The sequence below is a fragment of the Enterococcus sp. BWT-B8 genome, assembly GCF_020567625.1.
Lineage (GTDB): Bacteria > Bacillota > Bacilli > Lactobacillales > Enterococcaceae > Enterococcus_L.
Map to the genome: position 1 here is coordinate 102375 of NZ_JAJDJV010000001.1, position 21446 is coordinate 123820.

The following is a 21446-nucleotide window of genomic DNA, read 5'->3' on the forward strand; positions in this document are numbered from 1 at the left end:
TTTTAGGAACTAATACAGAGAATCATTGAACGAACAGTATTTCGAAGCACATTCTATTTGTTTAGGAAACAGCTTCTGTAACTACTGATATAATAGGATTTTTAGTGAATAATGGGTAAATTCAAATCATGTACTTCGTTGTGTTTCAGGAGAAATAATAGTATACTTAAGAATGATCAGGACTGTACAGTACAGACAAAATTTAACCTATTATTTTATGAATCAAGTGTGCTTTTTTTGTTTTCAGACAGGACAGTCTGGAACAAAAAGGAAATTTGGTTCATTTCATTATTTAGAATGATAAAGGTCATTTGCTTTTAATTAAATAAAGGAATGGCAGTCAAGTAAGTTAGAGGAGGTTCATTTTTTGGAGCAGGAAAAAGAATTATTCATCAAGTTGTTGGATCAGATTCAACTGGAAGATTCAGAAAGAGAACACCCTATTCTTCAAGAGGGAAAAATAAAAAAAGTTGTTGTTCATCAAAAAAGCCGTGTATGGGAATTTCATTTGGAAATCCCTGAGATTTTGCCGGTTATGCTTTATCAGTCATTCATACAGCATATTGAACTGGCATTTCAACAGATTGCCGGTGTTTCAGTCAGCTTTCAGACATTAAACGGCGGAAGCTATTCAGAAGAGCAGCTGACTGATTATTGGCAGCTCGCTTTGTTAAATTATCAATGTGATTCTCCGCTTGTTCAACGTGTCGTAAAAAATCAAACACCTGTTATTCAAGATCAAAGAGTGATTTTACCTGTTGATAATGAAGCAGTGATATCTTATTTGAAACAGCAGTATTTACCAATCATTGAAAATTTATATACACAATACGGGTTTAAAAAATTTCATATTGAGCCTAAAATGGATCAGCAGCAGGCAGAACGTGTACTGAAGCTTTTTGAAGAGCGGAAACAGGAACAGGCTGAAGCGTTTCAGCAACAGGCAGCTGAGTCTCTTGTAAAACATGAGCAGCGTAAAAAAGAAAAGCAAAATGCTGTCGGAGCATTGGACGGACCGGTGAAGCTGGGAAGAAATATACCCAATGATGAAGTGATTATACCAATGGGAAATATTTTAGAGGAAGAACGCCGGGTCACGATTGAAGGTTATATCTTTGATAAAGAAATCCGAGAGCTTCGTTCAAAACGAAAAATTTTAATCCTGAAGATTACTGATTATACTTCGTCATTTATTGTAAAGAAATTCTCAAATGGTGAGAAAGATGAACAGATTTTCGAAGCAATAAGGAATAACAGCTGGATTCGCGTCAGGGGGAGTATCCAGGAAGATACTTTTATGCGTGATTTAGTTATGAATGCTCAGGACTTGATGGAAGTCAGCCACGAGGCCAGAAAAGATTATGCACCTGAAGGGGAAAAACGAGTTGAGCTGCATCTTCACAGCAACATGAGTACAATGGATGCTACCAATAATATTGGCGATCTGGTTGCTCAGGCAGGCAAGTGGGGGCATAAGGCAATTGCGATTACAGATCATGGAGGAGCTCAGTCTTTCCCGGATGCGCATAGTGCAGGGAAAAAGGCCGGAGTAAAAATTCTTTATGGTGTGGAAGCGAACATTGTTGATGATGGCGTTCCAATTGCCTATAACGAGGCACATATTGAGTTAACGGATGCCACCTATGTTGTGTTTGACGTGGAAACTACTGGTTTATCAGCTGTTTATGATACCATTATCGAGTTGGCAGCTGTCAAGATGCATAAAGGAAATATTATTGATACATTTGAACAATTCATTGATCCCGGACATCCCTTGTCACAAACAACCATTAATTTAACCGGGATTACGGATGAAATGGTTCGCGGTTCTAAATCGGAAGAAGAAGTACTCCGGTTATTTAAAGAATTTGCGGAAGGGACGATTCTTGTTGCCCACAACGCTTCATTTGATATGGGCTTCTTAAATACAAGCTACGGCAAATATGGTATTCCGGAAGCAGATAATCCCGTCATTGATACACTTGAACTGTCTCGTTATTTACATCCAACTTTTAAGAGTCACCGATTAAATACGCTGTCCAAAAAATTTGGTGTCAATCTTGAACAGCATCACCGGGCGATTTATGATTCAGAATCAACGGGACATCTTTGCTGGATTTTCTTGAAAGATGCAAAAGAAAATCATAATATGCACTATCACGATGAGCTGAACATGCACATTGGTGAGGGTGATTCTTATAAACGAGCGCGTCCTTTCCATGCAACAATTCTGGCTGCTACACAAGCTGGACTGAAAAATTTATTTAAATTAATTTCTATGTCAAATGTGAATTACTTTTTCCGTATTCCGAGAATTCCACGTTCTCAGCTGAATAAACTGAGAGAAGGGCTGATTATTGGGTCGGCATGCTCAAGCGGCGAAATTTTTGAAGCAATGATGCAAAAAGGGGTGGAAGAAGCAAAGAACCGGGCAAAATTTTACGACTACATCGAAGTAATGCCCAAGGCTGTCTATGCGCCTTTACTTGAACAAGAGCTGGTTAAAAGTGAAGCAGATTTGGAAGAAATTATCTCGAATCTTGTTAAAATCGGTGACGAGTTGAATATCCCTGTAGCAGCTACAGGAAATGTTCATTATCTGAATGAGGAAGACAGTGTCTATCGTAAAATTCTGATTGGCTCAATGGGAGGCGCAAACCCGTTAAATCGTCATAGTCTGCCGTTAGTTCATTTTAGAACTACGGATGAAATGCTAACAGCTTTCAACTTTCTTGGAGAAGACACCGCAAAAAAAATTGTTGTGGAGAATACCAACGCAATTGCTGATATGTGTGAAGAAATTACACCGGTTAAGGATGACTTATATACACCCAAAATTCCGGGCTCTGAGGATGAAATCAGGAATTTAAGTTATTCTAGAGCGAAAGAACTTTATGGAGAACCATTACCGGATATCGTGGAAAAACGTTTAAAAAAAGAACTGGACAGTATTATTGGGAACGGCTTCTCAGTAATCTATCTGATCTCTCAAAAACTGGTTCACAAGAGTATGGAGGATGGCTATCTTGTAGGATCACGGGGTTCAGTTGGGTCCAGCTTTGTGGCCACAATGACAGGGATTACAGAGGTTAATCCATTAGCACCTCATTATCATTGTCCAAATTGCAAGTACTCTGAATTTTTTGAAGACGGGTCCTATGGTTCCGGATATGATATGCCGGAAAAAAAATGTCCTGAATGCGGAGCCAGACTATTTAAAGATGGTCATGATATTCCATTTGAAACATTCCTTGGTTTCCATGGAGACAAGGTGCCCGATATTGACTTGAACTTTTCAGGAGATTATCAGGCAGAAGCCCATGGTTATACAAAAATTCTCTTTGGAGAAGAGTATGTTTACCGTGCAGGTACAATAGGTACGGTAGCAGATAAAACAGCCTATGGCTATGTGAAAGGTTATGAGCGGGATCACAATTTGAATTTTCGCGGAGCAGAAATTGATCGGCTGGCAAAAGGATCGACTGGAGTTAAACGGACAACCGGACAGCATCCAGGCGGGATTATTGTTATCCCGGATTATATGGATGTATATGATTTTACGCCGATTCAGTTTCCGGCTGATGATCAAAATGCAGAATGGAAAACCACTCACTTTGATTTCCATTCTATTCATGACAATGTATTAAAACTGGATATACTGGGACATGATGATCCGACTGTAATTAGAATGCTTCAGGATTTATCTGGAATTGATCCTAAAACAATTCCAACAGATGATCCGGAAGTGATGAGGATTTTTGAAGGGACGAATGTTTTAGGCGTTGAGCCGGATCAGATATTCTCGAAAACAGGTACTTTGGGAATTCCAGAGTTTGGAACTCGTTTTGTCCGTGGAATGCTGGAAGAGACACATCCATCAACATTTGCGGAGCTGTTGCAGATTTCCGGACTTTCTCACGGAACTGATGTATGGTTGGGAAATGCGGAAGAGCTGATTCGTAAGGGTGAAGCCACTCTGGCAGAGGTTATCGGCTGTCGGGACGATATCATGGTGTATTTGATTCATGCCGGCTTGGATGACGGTATGGCCTTTAAAATAATGGAAACAGTGCGTAAAGGGCAGTGGAATAAAATTCCGGATGACTTACGGGATACGTATCTAAAGGCGATGCGTGAAAACAATGTTCCTGAATGGTACATTGATTCCTGTTCAAAAATCAAATACATGTTCCCGAAAGCCCATGCAGCTGCTTATGTATTGATGGCCTTGCGGGTAGCCTATTTTAAGGTCTACTTCCCAATCTTGTATTATTGTGCCTATTTTTCAGTTCGTGCAGATGATTTTGATCTTGTGGCTATGTCACAGGGAAAGGATGCCGTTAAAGCACGAATGAAGGAAATTCAGGATAAAGGTCTGGAAGCTTCAACGAAAGAGAAAAATCTCCTAACGGTGCTGGAGCTTGCCAATGAGATGATTGAACGGGGCTATAATTTCAGTATGATAGATTTATACAAATCTGATGCAGAAAATTTTGTTATCGACGGGAACACGCTGATTGCGCCATTCCGCGCAGTACCAAGTTTGGGTATGAATGTGGCGAAGTCAATTGTCGAAGCAAGAGAAGAACCGTTTCTTTCTAAAGAAGACCTGGCGACCAGAGGAAAGGTATCTAAAACGCTGATTGAATATATGAATGAAAATGGTGTTCTAAAGGATTTACCTGATGAGAACCAGCTGTCTCTGTTTGATATGCTGTAAGAAAGGATTAATGAAAAAACGAAGATGCTGCGAGCTCGACTCAAAGCATCTTTGTTTTTTTTTAGAATTGATTTGATAAGAGAAGCAAGCAGGCGGCAAGGTGATAGGGTGGAACTAAAAGGTGGTATACAGCAAAAATGAAATACCAGTTTATTCGTTCACGTTACTGATTTACTGCAACCAATCCGTTAAAATCAAATGATAATTAATTCCAAAGAATATAGAGCATACATTAGCATATTCTATCTAATAATGGTATATTTTTTCTGGCATGGGTTTATTTATTTCCTGTTATTATTTTAGAGCTTAAATGGAAAACAAAAGAGTAAATGAAACTTTTTGTATGACATCTGTTGAGGATATTGCTCATTAGGAAAGAAAGTGTTTTAATTCTCTTTAAAGCACATAAGAATAATTGGCTTAAACCTTTAATTTTTCCAATAACTAGCATATAATGATATAGGATTATTCACCGGAAATAACTTTTAGCGGTGATTCATGGTATAATGTGGGTTATGGGTTAGTACAGGAGGGGGAAAACATGGCAAAAGAGAAAACAAGATATAAAGCCGTGATAGCAAATCATACGTATACAATCATTGGGCAGGAAAGTAAAAAACATATGGATATGGTCACCAGAATCGTAAATGAACAACTTGCAGAAATTAAGCATATGTCTCCTCAAACCAACACTGAACAGGCCTCTGTCCTGTTGGCAGTGAATGCTGTTTCCGATCAATTGAAGAAACAGGAAGAGGTGCTTAAATTAAGACATGAAGTGGAAGAGCTGAAACGCCGTACGATTAGAGTTACGGAGCTTGAAAATAGAATTAAGCGCATTGAAGCCATTGAAGCAGAGGCAAAGGGAGTTCTGAAGAAAAATGGCAAGGAGGATGTTGAAATTCATAATCATATGGAAGCTCAGCAGATTCTTAATGAAAACCGTAAACAGCAGATTCAGAACAAAGGAACTCAAGAAAATCAGGAAAATTAATCTTGAAAGGATGGCAGGATGTTAACATTACTGATACTTTTCATTTTAGCAGTCGGCTTTTATACTGGAGCTAAGCGAGGATTTGTTTTACAAATATTATATAGTGTGGGCTATTCTATCTCGTATTTGGTAGCGAAGAGCAATTATAAAGAACTGGCTTCACATCTTGAACTGTATATCCCGTATCCTTCGGCATCGGAAGAAACAAAGCTGGTATTATTTAATCAGGAAATTGTGTTTGAGCTGGATAAGGCATTTTATGGAGCAATTGCCTTTTTGATCATTCTGTTTATTGGCTGGCTGGTCGTTCGTTTTATTGCAATTTTTGCTCATGGACTGACGTTTTTGCCCATACTAAAACAGGCAGATTGGATAGCCGGCGGAATTTTGAGCACGGTTGTACTGTATATAGGCTTATTTCTAATTTTAAATGCCCTGGCGATGATTCCCATGGATATCATACAGAATCAGTTTGAAAACAGTGGGCTGGCAAGATTTATGGTAAATGACACACCGATATTTTCCAAGCAGATTTATGATCTCTGGGTAAAACAAATGATCGGTTAACACAAGCTGGAATTTTAATGAGAGGTTGAGACAATGTCCGTTAGGTTCTTTGTTTCAGCTTTTTTTGTACTGATAATGAAGAAAAAAGAAGAGTAGGTGAAAAAATTGAACGAAAAAATATTAACAACGCTAAACTTTGATAAAGTGAAGCAGCAGATGGCAGAGTATCTCGTTACGGCACAGGGAAAAGATGAAGTGGAGAAACTGGTTCCCAGTGACGATAGTCAAGTGATACAATCCTGGCTGAATGAAACTGAAGACGGCTATAAAGTTCAGCGCTTGCGGGGAGGAATCCCGATTCCAAAACTTGAGAATATCAGACCGCATATGAAACGAATTGAAATCGGTGCTGATTTGAATGGTCTTGAACTGGCTCAAATTGGTCGGGTGCTTTCCACGGTAAATGAAGTAATTCGCTTTTTTGAAGATTTAAAAGACAGCGAAATCGAGCTGCTTCGAATTTATGAATGGCTTGATCAGTTGGTGACTATCCCTGAGCTCAGCAGAAAATTGCGAGCATCAATTGCAGAAGACGGTCAGGTTCAGGATGAAGCTTCACCTGAGCTGAGAATTATTCGAAATAATATTCGACGCAGTGAACAGACTATCCGGGAACAGCTGGACGGTATTGTACGGGGGAAGAATGCCCGTTATCTGAGTGATGCAATTGTCACAATGAGAAATGAACGTTATGTTATTCCGGTAAAGCAGGAATACCGAGGTATATTTGGCGGCGTTGTGCATGATCAAAGTTCTTCGGGGCAAACATTATTTATCGAACCAAAGCAGATTGTGGAATTGAACAATCGGCTGCGCCAGCATCAGATTGCAGAACGAAATGAGATTGAACGTATCCTTTCAGAGCTGTCTGCAGAATTGGTCCCTTACCAGCAGGAAATTATCCATAATGCATACGTAATAGGAAAATTTGATTTCATTAATGCGAAGGCACGACTTGGGAAAGAGCTGAAAGCGATTGTTCCTGAACTGAGTCTTGAAAATCACATCTTCTTAAAACAGGCACGTCATCCGCTGTTGGACCCGGACATGGCTGTTGCGAATGACATTGCTTTAGGCGAGGATTATCAGGCAATCGTCATTACAGGACCAAATACGGGTGGAAAAACAATTACATTAAAAACGTTGGGATTGCTGCAGCTGATGGGACAGTCTGGTTTGCCGATACCTGCAGAGGAAGAAAGTGTCATTGGAATCTTTAAGGAAGTTTTTGCGGATATTGGGGATGAACAGTCCATCGAACAAAGTTTAAGTACGTTTTCTTCTCATATGACAACCATTGTAGATGTTCTAAAAAAAGTGGACAGCAATTCTCTGGTGCTGTTTGATGAGCTGGGAGCTGGAACCGATCCGCAGGAAGGAGCTGCCTTGGCTATTTCGATACTGGATGCTTTAGGAAGCAAAAGTGCATATGTTGTGGCAACTACCCATTATCCTGAGCTTAAGGTGTACGGCTATAATCGAGCGAAAACGATTAACGCAAGTATGGAATTTGATGTGGATACCTTGAGTCCGACTTATCGTTTGCTTATTGGTGTTCCGGGACGAAGCAATGCATTTGAAATTTCAAGAAGACTGGGTCTTGAGGAAGTGATTATCAATGAAGCAAAACAAATTATGGACGGTGAAAGTCAAGACTTGAATGAAATGATTGCAGATTTGGAAAATCGCAGAAAAATGGCCGAAACCGAGTATCTGGAAGTTCGGCATTTCGTGGATGAGTCTCAGGGTCTGTTTAAAGACTTGAAAGAAGCTTACAATTATTTTCTTGATGAACGTGAAAAGGAAATGGCGAAAGCACGTAAAGAAGCAAACAAGCTGGTAAGCGAGGCACAGGAAGAAGCTGAAAAAATCATTTCTGATATTCGTAAACTTCAGCTTGCAGGAGGAAATCAGGGTGGTGTGAAAGAACATCAATTGATCGATGCAAAAACGAAATTGTCTAATCTTCATCAGGAAGAGGGGCACCTGAAACAGAACAAGGTGCTGAAGAAAGCGAGAGAGCAGAAACAGCTGAAAGCTGGAGACGAAGTGATTGTCAATACGTATGGACAACGAGGAGTACTCTTGAAAAAAACAGGAACAGATACCTGGCAGGTTCAACTGGGGATTCTGAAAATGGCTGTAAGTGAGGAAGACATGACACTCGTTGGGAAAGAAAAGGAACCGGTTCAGAAAATGACCACTATACGCTCTGTCGAATCAAGTCATGTTCCTAATCAGCTGGACCTTCGAGGCAAACGATATGAAGAAGCACTGGAGGAAGTCGATCGGTATTTGGATGCCGCCATATTGGCAGGATATCCGCAGGTCACAATCGTACACGGAAAAGGTACTGGGGCTTTAAGAACCGGAATAACTGATTATTTGAAGAATCACCGTAGTGTTCAGGGCTTTGAATTTGCTCCGGGGAATCAAGGCGGAAACGGAGCGACCATCGTTAAATTCAAATAGAGCTGTGTAGTAGCAGAAGTTTATTTATACAAAAGGGATTTTTGCATCATGTTTGTGAAAAATCAACATATCTCTTGAAGAAATCACCGCTGTTAATTAGCCATAAATATTTTATTAAGCACCCTAGCTTATTGATCATCTCTTACTAATGATAAGCAAAATGATGGTCTATCGAATCCTGGAATGCTATAATAAATTTGTATTTAGAAGTAGGAGGAATAAAAGATGACTGAAGCAATTACAGATAAAACATTTGCAGCAGAAACGGCTGACGGCTTGGTTCTTATTGATTTTTGGGCTGAATGGTGCGGCCCTTGCCGTATGCAGGCACCAATTTTGGACCAGTTAGCTGCAGATTATGAAGATGAATTAAAAATTGTGAAAATGGATGTAGATGAAAATCCGGAAACACCGGGTTCTTTCGGTATTTTAAGTATTCCAACGTTAATGCTGAAAAAAGACGGCGAAGTCGTTGAACGACTGGTAGGCGTTCATTCAAAAGAGCAACTGGCTGACGTAGTGGGCAAGTATCTTTAATTATCTGCTGTTTATAAAAAAATGAAATCTTGAGGTATTCTTCTTTGTATGAGAGGAATATCTCATTTTTTATTGTGAATTTCAATTCGATCTGGAGGGTAGTTGAATTCACCAATTGCTTTATTCAATATAAGAACATTCATTCGTATCTTGTCGCGTATTTACCGACTTCGTGTTATAATACTACAGGTAAAAAGGGGGAGGAAATCTTCTTGAATGAAAGAATTGCAAATAAATTAGCACTGCTTCCTGATCAGCCTGGCTGCTATCTTATGAAGGATAAAAACGGTACAGTTATTTATGTTGGAAAAGCAAAAATTCTTAAAAACCGTGTCCGTTCTTACTTTACAGGAAGTCATGATACAAAAACTGAACGACTTGTCAGCGAAATTGAAGACTTTGAATATATTGTTACTGAATCAAATATTGAGGCGCTTTTGCTGGAAATCAATCTGATTCACAAAAATGATCCGAAATATAATATCATGTTGAAGGATGATAAAAGTTACCCTTTCATAAAAATAACTAATGAATCCTATCCACGACTGCTGATTACCAGAAAAGTCCTGAAAGACAAAGCACTTTATTTTGGTCCTTATCCAGACGTGAAAGCAGCAAATGATACCAAACGTTTGCTGGATCGGCTGTTTCCATTAAGAAAATGTCGGGTGCTGCCTAAAGAAGTTTGTCTTTATTATCATATGGGTCAATGCTTGGCACCTTGTGTTTTCGATATACCAAAAGAAAAATATACTGAAATGGTAGGAGAGATTCGACGTTTTTTGAACGGCGGTTATCCGGAAATTGAAAAGGAACTCGAAGAAAAAATGGGTCAGGCAGCAGAAGCGATGGAATTTGAAAAGGCAGCAGAATACCGTGATTTAATTAAGTCCATTGAGACAGTGATGACTCGTCAGAAAATGACTAATGCCGATTTAGTGGATCGGGATGTCTTCGGATACGCAGTAGACAAGGGGTGGATGTGTGTACAGGTATTCTTTGTGAGACAGGGAAAACTGATCGAAAGAGATGTATCCATTTTTCCATTTTACAATGAAGCGGAAGAAGATTTTCTAACATTCATTGGACAGTTTTATCAGGAAAACGAACACTTTATTCCAAAAGAAGTGCTGATTCCTGACAACATTGATAAGGAAAGTGTAGAAGCACTGCTTTCAACCACTGTTGTACAGCCGCAACGTGGAGAAAAGAAAAAGCTGGTTAGACTGGCTGGGAAAAATGCTGCTGTTGCACTACAGGAAAAATTTGATCTGATTGTCCGAAAACAGGAACGAACAATTGGGGCTGCGGAACGCTTGGGTAATGCAATGAATATTCCTACACCTGTTCGAATAGAAGCGTTTGATAACTCCAATATTATGGGAACGGACCCTGTTTCAGCAATGGTTGTCTTTATTGATGGGAAACCGGACAAAAAAGAATATCGAAAATATAAAATAAAAACGGTGAAGGGACCGGATGATTATGCCTCTATGAGAGAAGTCATCTACCGCCGTTATTCTCGTGTACTTAAAGAAGGATTGCCTTTCCCAGATCTGATAGTGATTGACGGAGGAAAAGGTCAAGTGGATGCAGCAAGAGAAGTACTTGCCAACCAGCTGGGTTTGGACATACCAATTGCTGGTCTGGCTAAAAACGACAGACATAAAACAAGTGAGCTGTTGTTTGGACCAGAGCTTTCGGTGGTTCCATTGGAGAGAAATTCTCAGGAGTTTTTTCTGCTGCAGCGGATTCAGGATGAAGTTCACCGCTTTGCGATAACTTTCCACCGCCAACTGAGAAGTAAAAACAGTTTTGCTTCAAAACTGGATGATATTGAAGGGTTGGGTCCGAAGAGAAAAAAGGAGCTTTTGCGTCAGTTTAAGTCATTAAAAAATATTACTGCTGCAACTCTGGATGATTTAAAAGCTGCCGGATTGCCTAAAAATGTGGCTCAAAATGTCTATAATCACCTGCATCAAGAAGAAGAGAAGTTGAAAGAGTAAGTGGAAGTTCTACACGGTGTACGTATGTGCAGCTGGAAATAGCTGGCAGATAGGTTCACTGTGTGGGATTTTTTTTACAGGAAAACAGGTTGAATTTTTTCTATAGAATTTAAGTTGTTGTGCTCTGAATTTGCTCACTTTCTACATTAAAATGATTGGTTATAACTGATATACAAAGATAGAAAATGTTAACGTGCATGCTTCAATGACAAGAACGAGCAACCTCAAAAGCAACTGGGGAATTGTCAGTTTCACTGGTGTAAGCTCTTCTAGTGAAATGATATGCGTAGCTTCAATAAGTATTCCTTGGAAGAAGCGAGCTCAGTTAAATAGTGTACGACTTTACAGCTAGTTTGACTCCAGTTAGGGATGAAATCGGCATTTTCTACCGAGTTGCTTCCGTGCTGGCTGCACGTTTCTTGGATTAGGAGTACCACTTAGTTTTAATTTGGTCAGAGCACTAGTGTTATGTCCAGATATTTATCTTCTCTATTTTATGTTGATAAACCTTTGTTAATATTCGAATCATAGGGGATATATACAGGTGATTAATCTTAGGAGAAGACACTAGTTATTTTTCCAAGATAAATTTAAGATATAGCCCTTTTTATACTATTGTCTATTATGGCATCAGATTTTCTTACTATATAAAGTTTATGAAAAAAGCAAGTTTGATTCAAGCTTATTTTTTCATTCATTATTTTGTATAGCTCGCTTTACTTTATTTGTAAAGTCAGCTATACTATTTTTGTAAAGCAAGCTAGACTTTTTTGAAGGAGGAATTTTGTGCAAAACAATATCCAGAAACTGAGAAAAGAAAGGAAAGTCACTCAAAATGAATTAGCTGAAGCAGTTGATGTAACTAGGCAGACAATTATTTCACTGGAAAATGGCCGGTATAAAGCTTCTTTGGTATTAGCACATAAACTGGCGCAGTATTTTGGACAGACAATTGAGGATATCTTTATATTTGATTTGGAGGAAGAAAACATATGATACTCAAAAAAATTATTAACTCAACCTCTTCAAAGAATTACACTATTGCATTAAAAAGAAGAAGATTATTATTTCTGACTATGATAGCAGTCGGCATTGCTTTGGAGGTCATTGCACTTTTTATTTTAAACGAACAGAGTCAGCGGGCTTCATTTATAAAAGGAATGGGGGGTGGTCTGCTTTCTGTTGGTATTATTTTTTATGTAAAGAATAATTTGATGATGCAAAACAAACAAAAAATGGAAAAAAATAAACGAGAAGAGTATGACGAGCGAAATCAGGAAATAAATAATCGCGCCTTGGCAGCAGCTGCAAGTATACTGATGTTTTTGCTGGCAGTTTCAACAATTGTTAGAGCTTTTTTCAACCCGACCTATAGCATACTTTTAGCGATGATAAGCTGCGTCTTCCTGATCATCTATCTTATCTGTCATATCGTTTATCAGAAAAAAATGTAAGATCATGGATTGACAAATAAACAGCAGTTCGTTATTATATCGTTAAGCGATATATCGTTGGGTGATATATCTAAACACGATATAGTGAGGGAAACTCAATGGATGAGATGCTAACAGATTCAAGCTACTTGATTTTATTAGCTTTGCTTGAGCCGCAGCATGGATATGCAATTATGAAGCAGGTTAATGAACTGACAGAGGGGAAAGTCACAATTGGTCCTGCAAGTATGTATACTATTTTAAAAAAGCTTCAGAAAAGTGGTTGGATTACATTAGAGGAAAATGCAGAACGAAAGAAAATCTATTTGATTTCTGAACAGGGATTAAAGATCCTTGAGAAGGATATCAATCGAAGAAAGCTTCTTTATCAGGTTGGAGAGTCATTATTAACTGAAAAAAGGAGTAGAAAAAATGATCATTAAGGATAAAAATTATGTATTTTCCAGAGGCGTTGCTTTTTATCCCGAAAAGGAAATGGAACTGCTGAAAGAGCAGCTCAAGCATGGCTGGCATTTCATAAAGCTTAATTCTTTGGGATTTCTCGTGTTTGAAAAAGGTGAAATTGAGGATAAAAAGTTTTCAGTAGATTTCTTTTCAGGCAGTAAAGAAGAGCTTGACGAGTACTTGACTATTTATGAAGAAGCAGGCTGGGAATATGTTGCCGACTACAAGAAAAAGTATTATTATTTTCAGGCAGAGCCATCTGCGTTAACGATTTATTCTGATGAAGACAGTTATTCTGTCCGAATGCGGCAGGAATGGCTTTGGAACTTTAAATCAAGTCTAACGTATGTTCCGATAGGTTTGTTGATCTATTTTATTACTTATTTAACCAGACAGTCTGACAGCAGTCACGGTATTTTGTATATTATTTCACGAGCCTTGCTTTTTTTCTTCGGGACTATTTTTACTGTTTTGCCGTTTTCAGTCTTGTTAAATATATTGTTTTCAATGCTTTTTTATAAAGATCGGAAGAAATTTTTCAATAGGCCGGAGATTTTTGCAAAACGGCAGCGGCTCTGGCGGGATTTAATTATTTTGATGTTTTTCGGAGCAATCGTTGGTATGATTTTAAGCTTTATGTTTGGAGATATTGCTTAAAGAGGAGAATAGGATGAAGGTTTGTTGTTTTGAAAGATTTTCGAAAGGAAGCTGCTATCAGCAGAATGCCAAAAAAATTTTAGTTTTTCATTTAGTTTATCTCAGCTAACCTGGCTGTTTGATAAATCACAACAAAGATTCATGAAGTGAAGCACGGTCAATACGTTTAATTCAGGAGGGATAAGAATGTTAGAAGTAAAAAATTTGGTTAAAACATTTGGGGACTATACCGCAGTGGATAATGTTTCATTTGACATTCCAGATGGAAAGATTTTGGGATTAATTGGACAGAACGGAGCTGGAAAGACAACAACTTTCAGATTGATTCTGGATTTTCTTTCTCAGGACAGCGGAACTGTTTTGTGGAATGGACATGAATTAAGCGATAAGGACTATAATGATATAGGTTATCTTCCGGAAGAGAGAGGATTGTATCCAAAAGCGACGATTGAAGATCAGCTGATCTATTTTGCTGAACTTAGAGGGAAGTCAAAAAAAGAAATTAAGCCAAAAATTGACGAATGGATGGAGAAATTTAAAGTCAAGGGAAAGAAAACAGACAAGGTAAAAGCACTGTCAAAAGGCAATCAGCAAAAGGTTCAGCTGATTGCAACCTTAATTCATGAGCCAAAGCTGGTTATCTTGGATGAGCCCTTCAGCGGTCTTGATCCGGTAAATGCAGAGCTGTTGAAAGACGGTATTATTGAACTGAAGGAGAAAGGATCTTGTGTGATTTTTTCCAGTCATAATATGGATAATGTGGAAAAAATCTGTGATCATCTCCTGATGTTGAAAAGCGGAACTGTTGTCTTGGATGGGAGAGTTCATGAAATCAGAGAAAGCTTTGGTCGGACAAAAGTATTTTTGGAATCTGCACTCACTGTTGAAGAGATATCCTCTGTAGAGGGTGTTGCTTCTGCCTTTAAGCGTGGAGATGGCGTGATGGATATTACTCTAAGCGATCCCAAGGCCGGTGAGGAAATTTTTACAAGAGCCACTCAATTCGGCTATATTTCAATGTTTAATCAGCAGCCGCCGACATTGGAGGAAATATTTAAGATGAAAGCAGGTGAACCAAATGAGTAAGTTTTGGATTATCGCATTAGACGTTTATAAAAAGAATATTAAATCAGTATCCTTTTTGATTATGATTTTGGCACCGTTTCTGTTGATGGGTGTAATGTATGCTGCGATTAGCTTATCCGGAGGATTTTCAGAAGCAGATACAATTGGCATTATTTCAGATAACCCAGCTGTTGCAGAGCAGTTAAGCCAAACAGAAATCGAAAATTTTGTATTTAAAGCGGTTGATTCAAAAGAAGAGGCCGAGGAGCAGCTGAAAAATGAAGACATTGAAGGATTTCTTGTTTTGGATACTGCTAATGATGAAATCAAAGGGACTCTTTATACTGAATCATCTTTGGGTGCCACAACTGATCTGATGATTCAACAAATATTGAACAGTATCCAGTCTTCTGTTAATGCAGGGAAACTGAATTTAACTCCAGAACAGGCAGCAAGCCTGCAGCAGCCGGCAACGTTCTCAAAAACAAAAGTTACTTTTGATGAAGACGGTCAGATGAGTACAGGGATAGATAACACAGGCATCCAAACGGGTATCTCATTTGCAGTGACAATCATTTTATGGATAATTATTATTACCTATGCATCAATTATTGCTCAGGAAATTGCGTCTGAAAAGGGTACAAGAATTATGGAAGTTATCCTTTCAAGCACAAAAGCGCAAACACACTTCTACGGAAAGCTGACAGGTGTTATACTGGTTGCTTTTACTCAAATTATTATCTATGTTCTTGCTGCCGTGCTTGGTTATAATCAGTTTAAAAACATTGATATTGTTAAAGACTTCTTATCTGGAATTTCTCTGGATAGTCTTTTGGGAAGCTTTATCTGGTTTACGATTATTCTCGTTATTTTGGGAATTTTTGTCTACTCAGTTTTGGCGGCATTATGCGGTTCATTGGTTTCCAAACCGGAAGATACACCAAAAGCAGTTCAGCCGATTATTTACTTGGCAATGATTGGTTATTTTATCGGTCTGACATTGGGAACAGCTGATCCACAAAATATTATTATAAGAATTACATCTTATATTCCGTTTATTTCATCCTTTATTATGCCGATCCGTTTGGCAACAGAAACTGTTTCTACGGCTGGGGTGTTGATTTCAATTGGTATCTTACTGGCATTTGGAATCATTCTAACTCTGTTTTCAGCAAAACTGTACAAATCCAATGTGCTGGTATATAGTGAAGGCGGCGTAATCAAGTCACTGAAGCAATCAATCTCTATTCTGCAAAATGAACGTAAGAAAGCTTAATGGAGGGCTCAAAAAAAGAAACCGGGTTTTCGTATCCTGGTTTCTTTTTTATATTTATCTAAATCTGACTATTACTAATAATAAAACAATTAATAAGTAACGATTGATTATATCTCTTGTTTTTTACTGTTTATCCAACAGCGTTTCACTTAATTTTATCAGCCAGACTGTCTCTTGCTTTTTTTGGCGTTGTTTTCCGCTCAATCAGCTGGATGTCCATTGAACGAGGGAGAAGACTCTTTTCATTTAACCGATTATAAATATGGATGAATGAATTTTCAGCTTGATGATTAATGGAATAGTCTACAGTAGTGATATGCATCAGTTTGCTGATCTGACTGTTGTCAAAACCGATTACGGCAACATCTTTTGGTACATCATAACCAAGATTTTGAAGCTCTGAAATAAATTCTGCAGCTACTGAATCTGTATAAAAGGCCATAACTTCCGGTTTATCCTCCATATGATGCCACTGATAAGCCAGTTTTTGACCGCTTGTTTCCCGTGTTCTATCATAAAAGACCCAATCCTGATTTAGTTCAAGCTTTTTTTCTTTATAAAAGCTGTCAATTGCTTTTACACGAGCTTTTGTATTCAAATTTTTGGGATTACTCATAATGTGTGCGATTTTGCGATATCCTTGCTCATAGAGATAGCTTAATGAGTTAAAATAACCGGAATAATGATCAATATAGGAAGAATAGATTCGATCAGAGTCTATTCTATGCCAGGTGGAGATAGGTCCATACATTGTATAAGGCTCAATCACATCCCAGTCGTTTGCCCGAGTCAGCAGGAAAATACCGTCAATTTGTTTGTATTTTAGTTGATTCAGCGCTTCGATTTCCTTTTTTTTGTCTCCATCAGTGAAGTACAAGGTAACATAATAGTTATAGGATTTTGCAATAGCAATAAAATTACTTAGAAATACACCCAAAGGATCAATGTAGCTTTGAGCTAGAAAGCCAATTGTTTTTGTCTCACCGCTTTGAAGATTTCTGGCAACCAGGTTTGGAGAATAAGCAAGCTCTTCCATAGCGGTCAGAATTTTTTCTCGGCTCTCCTTGCTGACATAGCCATTTCCGGAGAGGACTCTTGAGACAGTGGATTTGGATACATTAGCCGCTTTTGCGACGTCAATTATTGTTGTCATTGATGTAACGACCTCCAAGTCGATCTGCTTTCTTTTAGTATACTGGATAATGATTCTTCCTGCAATTTCAGGAAAAAGCCCCATAAAAATAGAAGAGTTCTGATAAAAAAGAAAAAATTATTTGAAACCGCTTGACATGGGAACATTCCCACACATTAGAATATGTTTGTAAACGATATCAGATTAATTCTGAAAAACTATCAGGAGGGAACTACATGTCAAGAGGAGCACTAAAAATAGCAACAATTGGTGGAGGTTCAAGCTATACACCTGAATTAATTGAAGGGTACATCAAAAGAAAAGATGAACTGCCAATCAAAGAAATCTGGCTGGTAGACATTGAAGCAGGAAAAGAAAAGCTGGAAATTGTCGGAGCAATGGCAAAACGCATGGTTAAAGCAGCAGGATTGGACTGGGAGGTTCATTTGACTTTGGACCGCAGAGCTGCGTTAAAAGATGCGGATTTTGTTTCAACTCAATTCCGTGTAGGGCTTTTGGATGCTCGGATTAAAGACGAGCGTATTCCATTGTCTCATGGAGTACTTGGTCAAGAAACAAATGGGGCAGGCGGAATGTTCAAAGCTTTCCGTACAATTCCGGTTATTTTAGATATTATTAAAGACATGGGAGAACTATGTCCGGATGCATGGCTGGTAAACTTTACGAACCCGGCTGGTATGGTAACTGAAGCAGCGATTAAGCATGGCGGATGGAAGAAAACAGTAGGTTTGTGTAATGTACCGATTGGACACAGAAAACAGGCGGCAGAAGCATTGGGTGTTCCTGAAGAAGATCTGTTCTTTAAATTTGCCGGTATTAACCATTTCCACTGGCACCGTGTTTGGGACAAAGAAGGAAAAGAACGTACGCAGGAACTGATTGATCTTATTTATGGACCAAAAAAAGAACAGGAAAGCCATCTGAAAAATATTTGGGATGCTCCGTTCCATTATGAACAGCTGAAGGATTTGGGTATGCTTCCTTGCGGTTATCATCGCTATTACTATATCGAAGATGAAATGCTGCAGCACTCAATCGATGAATTTAAAGAAGGAAAAACTAGAGCACAGGTAGTCAAAGAAACAGAAGCACGCTTGTTCGAATTATATAAAGATCCTAAACTGGACTACAAACCAAAAGAATTAGAAGAGCGTGGGGGGACTCACTACAGTGATGCTGCCTGTGAAATGATTGCCTCTATCTACAATGACAAACGGACAGATATGGTTGTTTCTACTGAAAACAATGGAACAATCACCGATTTACCATACGACTGTGTAGTTGAAGTTTCAGGTCCTGTTACTTCTCACGGTCATGAGCCATATAATTGGGGAGCTTTCCCATCGGCAGCACGCGGAATTATTCAATCAATGAAAGGCATGGAAGAAACCGTAATTCGTGCCGCTATTGACGGTGATTATGGTGCCGCTTTACATGCTTTCACAGTGAATCCGCTGGTACCTGGAGGAACAATGGCAAAAACATTACTGGATGAGCTGCTGGTTGCTCATAAAGATCATCTGCCGAAATTCGCAGATACTGTAGCAAGAATTGAAGCAGAACAGCCAGATACGGTTGCTTATGTAACTGAACTGATGGAAAGCAACTAACTATCATTTACCAAATAATTAAGCTGAGGTCAAGTACATTTTGATTTCAGCTTTTTTGATGGAAAGATTCATCTTTTTATTGACTAAACCTAACTTTAATCGTTTATTATGGATATAGTTCATTTGTAATGTTGTATTTGGTCAAAGCGGTCAGTATTGATTTGCAGCAACGAAAACAGGATAAAATAAGCACGCTGACAGTCTGAAAAATGAACAAATTCATATACTATTATTGTAGTGTTTTGCAGAGAAAATACATTCAGCAGATGATAAATCGAGTGAAATAGAAGCAGTTAAGCAGGATATAGAAACGCTCGCATCATTAGCAGAAAGGAGAAAAAATAAAAAAGAAGTGTTTACTGAAAACTGAAGAAGGAGAACGTTTAGAATCAGTCAGATAAAAGAAAATGATTCCAAACAACTAGTGTGTTGACCGACTTAAAACTAAGCTATGCTTCCAATCCAAGAAACGTGCAGTCAGTCCGGGAGCAACTCAGCAGAAAACGTCGATTTCATCCCTAACTGGAGTCAAATTAGCTGTAAAAATAGCTAGTAGTTCCCCAGTTGCTTTTAAGGCGGCTCGTTCTTGTCATTGAGGCATGCAAGTTAAAATTTTCTATCATTGAACATTAGTTATAAACGATTTTTTATTATAATTTATAATTTGGTCAGAGCACTAGATGAAAGCAATAATTAAAAAGAAGAAGGAATGATCTATTTTGACAATTATTAATAAAATAAACGGCCCGTCAGATTTGAAAAATTTATCTATTAAACAGCTGGAGGACCTAGCTGAAGAAATAAGAGCGCTGCTGTTGAAAAAAGTCAGCATTACCGGCGGGCATGTCGGACCAAATTTGGGGATAGTAGAGATGACACTCGCTTTCCATTATGTTTTTGATTCACCAAAAGATAAAGTAATCTGGGATGTATCTCATCAATCATATCCACACAAAATAATTACTGGAAGAAAGGAAGCCTGGCTAAATGAAGAAAAATATCATGAGGTCTCTGGCTATACCGGTCCAGAGGAAAGCCCCCATGATTTCTTTACAGTCGGACATACATCAACCTCTGTCAGTCTAGCCGTTGGAATGGCAAAAGCCAGAGATTTACAACATAAAAAAGAGAATATTGTTGCTGTTTTAGGTGACGGCTCCTTGTCGGGAGGTTTGGCGTTGGAGGGATTGAACAATGCAGCAGAGCTTCACTCCAATCTGATTGTTGTCCTTAATGATAACGAAATGTCCATTGCAGAAAATCATGGAGGAATGTACCGAAACTTGAAAGAACTCAGACAAACAAAAGGGAATGGGAAGACAAATCTATTTACTGCTTTAGGGCTTAATTACCTGTACGTTGAAGAAGGAAACGACATTCAGGAAATGATTACAGCTTTTGAAAAAGTAAAAGACACGTCTAAACCGATTGTTCTTCATATCCACACAGAAAAGGGGCGTGGATATGAGCCGGCAGTTTCTAACAAAATGGGTTTTCACTGGCACATGCCTTTTGATCTAGAAACCGGTGAGAGTATTAAAAAGGGAACAAATGAAAGCTATGATGATGTAGTCCTTGAGATTCTTTCTCAGCGTATTACAGAAGCTGAAATGCCGATTCTCGCAATTACTGCCGGAATTCCGGGACTGTTCAAATTAAAAGAATTTGAACAAAGACATCCAGACAATTATGTGGATGTCGGTATCGCTGAGCAGCATTCCATTACATTTGCAGCAGGCATGGCAAAAGCAGGAGCAAAGCCTGTTGTTTTCCATTCCAGTACTTTCCTGCAGAGAGCCTACGATCAGCTGTCTCATGATCTTGGAATTGATCAAAATCCAGCAGTTGTAATTGTCAGAGGAGGGAAGATCAGCGGTGGCGATCCGACTCATCAGGGGAGTTTTGATGTTCCTTATATAACAAGCATTCCCGGTCTGATTTATCTTGCTCCGACAAGTAAAGAAGAGCTGTCTGCGATGCTGAATTGGGCACTGGATCAGAATGAACGTCCGGTAATTATAAGAATCCCGGAAAGCAAAGTCGTTTCACTGTCGCTGCATCAGCCATTTGATCCGCTAAAATGGACAATCGAGATACAAGGAAATGAAGTGGCATTACTGGGATTAGGAAGCTTTTTACCTCTTGCCAGACAAGTACAAAAACAGCTGCTGGAACATGGTGTAGCCGCTACAGTAATTAATCCCCATTCTTTTACAGAATTGGATGAAGCTGTGTTAAAGGGATTAAAAACGAGTCATCGTGTCGTTGTTACGTTGGAAGATGGCAGTTTGGATGGTGGATATGGAGAAAAAATCAGCCGATGGTATGGAGCCGATGAAATGAAGGTTTTGAATTATGGAGCAGAAAAACAGTTCTTTCCTCACCAGACAACAAATGAATTAATGAAAGAATTCCATCTTACTCCTGATCTGATGTCTCAAGATATCCTACACCTATTAAAATAAAAATAACGAAGTCCAAGTTGAATCTC

15 protein-coding genes are annotated in these 21446 nt (G+C 38.7%); 14 read left to right on the plus strand and 1 reads right to left on the minus strand.

Features of this window, described 5'->3' with window-relative positions; genetic code table 11:
* The first annotated feature begins 367 nt into the window (after positions 1-367).
* The 12 genes from LI951_RS00460 to LI951_RS00515 all read left to right on the plus strand — a co-directional run bounded on the left by LI951_RS00460 (position 368) and on the right by LI951_RS00515 (position 16192).
* Positions 368-4720, plus strand: coding sequence for a PolC-type DNA polymerase III (locus LI951_RS00460; protein ID WP_229440928.1), 4353 nt, complete (start codon positions 368-370; stop codon positions 4718-4720).
* Between the two features lie 541 nt (positions 4721-5261).
* A complete protein-coding gene (gene zapA / locus LI951_RS00465; RefSeq protein ID WP_202065938.1) occupies positions 5262-5714 on the plus strand; it encodes a cell division protein ZapA in 453 nt (150 codons plus the stop codon).
* A gap of 18 nt (positions 5715-5732) precedes the next feature.
* Entirely contained in the window at positions 5733-6281 is a 549-nt protein-coding gene (locus LI951_RS00470) for a CvpA family protein (protein WP_229440929.1), read from the plus strand.
* A 105-nt stretch (positions 6282-6386) separates the two neighbouring features.
* The gene (locus LI951_RS00475) at positions 6387-8753 is read left to right on the plus strand and encodes an endonuclease MutS2 (protein ID WP_229440930.1); all 2367 of its coding nucleotides are present in this window, start codon (positions 6387-6389) and stop codon (positions 8751-8753) included.
* Positions 8754-8978: 225 nt separating this feature from the next.
* Positions 8979-9290 (plus strand): thioredoxin, encoded by a 312-nt coding sequence (gene trxA / locus LI951_RS00480; RefSeq protein ID WP_202065958.1) that lies wholly within the window; start codon positions 8979-8981, stop codon positions 9288-9290.
* Between the two features lie 212 nt (positions 9291-9502).
* Entirely contained in the window at positions 9503-11296 is a 1794-nt protein-coding gene (uvrC, locus tag LI951_RS00485) for an excinuclease ABC subunit UvrC (RefSeq protein WP_202065961.1), read from the plus strand.
* Positions 11297-12082: 786 nt separating this feature from the next.
* The gene (locus tag LI951_RS00490) at positions 12083-12292 is read left to right on the plus strand and encodes a helix-turn-helix transcriptional regulator (RefSeq protein WP_202065964.1); all 210 of its coding nucleotides are present in this window, start codon (positions 12083-12085) and stop codon (positions 12290-12292) included.
* Positions 12289-12750 carry a DUF6442 family protein gene (locus LI951_RS00495; protein ID WP_229440931.1) on the plus strand — a complete coding sequence of 154 codons (462 nt, stop codon included), beginning with the start codon at positions 12289-12291 and terminating at the stop codon, positions 12748-12750. Before LI951_RS00490 ends, LI951_RS00495 begins: the two co-directional genes overlap by 4 nt.
* A 98-nt stretch (positions 12751-12848) precedes the next feature.
* Entirely contained in the window at positions 12849-13172 is a 324-nt protein-coding gene (locus LI951_RS00500) for a PadR family transcriptional regulator (protein ID WP_202065977.1), read from the plus strand.
* The gene (locus LI951_RS00505) at positions 13162-13851 is read left to right on the plus strand and encodes a DUF2812 domain-containing protein (RefSeq protein WP_202065979.1); all 690 of its coding nucleotides are present in this window, start codon (positions 13162-13164) and stop codon (positions 13849-13851) included. Before LI951_RS00500 ends, LI951_RS00505 begins: the two co-directional genes overlap by 11 nt.
* Before the next feature lie 186 nt (positions 13852-14037).
* The gene (locus tag LI951_RS00510; protein WP_202065981.1) at positions 14038-14937 is read left to right on the plus strand and encodes an ABC transporter ATP-binding protein; all 900 of its coding nucleotides are present in this window, start codon (positions 14038-14040) and stop codon (positions 14935-14937) included.
* Entirely contained in the window at positions 14930-16192 is a 1263-nt protein-coding gene (locus LI951_RS00515; RefSeq protein ID WP_202065983.1) for an ABC transporter permease, read from the plus strand. The genes LI951_RS00510 and LI951_RS00515 overlap by 8 nt, the downstream gene beginning before the upstream one ends.
* A 145-nt stretch (positions 16193-16337) precedes the next feature.
* Here LI951_RS00515 and LI951_RS00520 read toward each other — a convergent pair whose 3' ends face one another.
* Complete coding sequence (locus LI951_RS00520) at positions 16338-17345, minus strand: LacI family DNA-binding transcriptional regulator (protein ID WP_202065985.1); 1008 nt, start codon at positions 17343-17345, stop codon at positions 16338-16340.
* 215 nt (positions 17346-17560) lie between these two features.
* Between LI951_RS00520 and LI951_RS00525 the strand changes: the two genes are divergently transcribed.
* Both LI951_RS00525 and LI951_RS00530 read left to right on the plus strand, forming a co-directional pair.
* Positions 17561-18955 (plus strand): 6-phospho-beta-glucosidase, encoded by a 1395-nt coding sequence (locus LI951_RS00525; RefSeq protein WP_229440932.1) that lies wholly within the window; start codon positions 17561-17563, stop codon positions 18953-18955.
* A 719-nt stretch (positions 18956-19674) separates the two neighbouring features.
* Positions 19675-21420: a 1-deoxy-D-xylulose-5-phosphate synthase gene (locus LI951_RS00530; protein ID WP_229440933.1), complete on the plus strand. Its 1746-nt coding sequence runs from the start codon at positions 19675-19677 to the stop codon at positions 21418-21420.
* Positions 21421-21446: the final 26 nt, after the last annotated feature.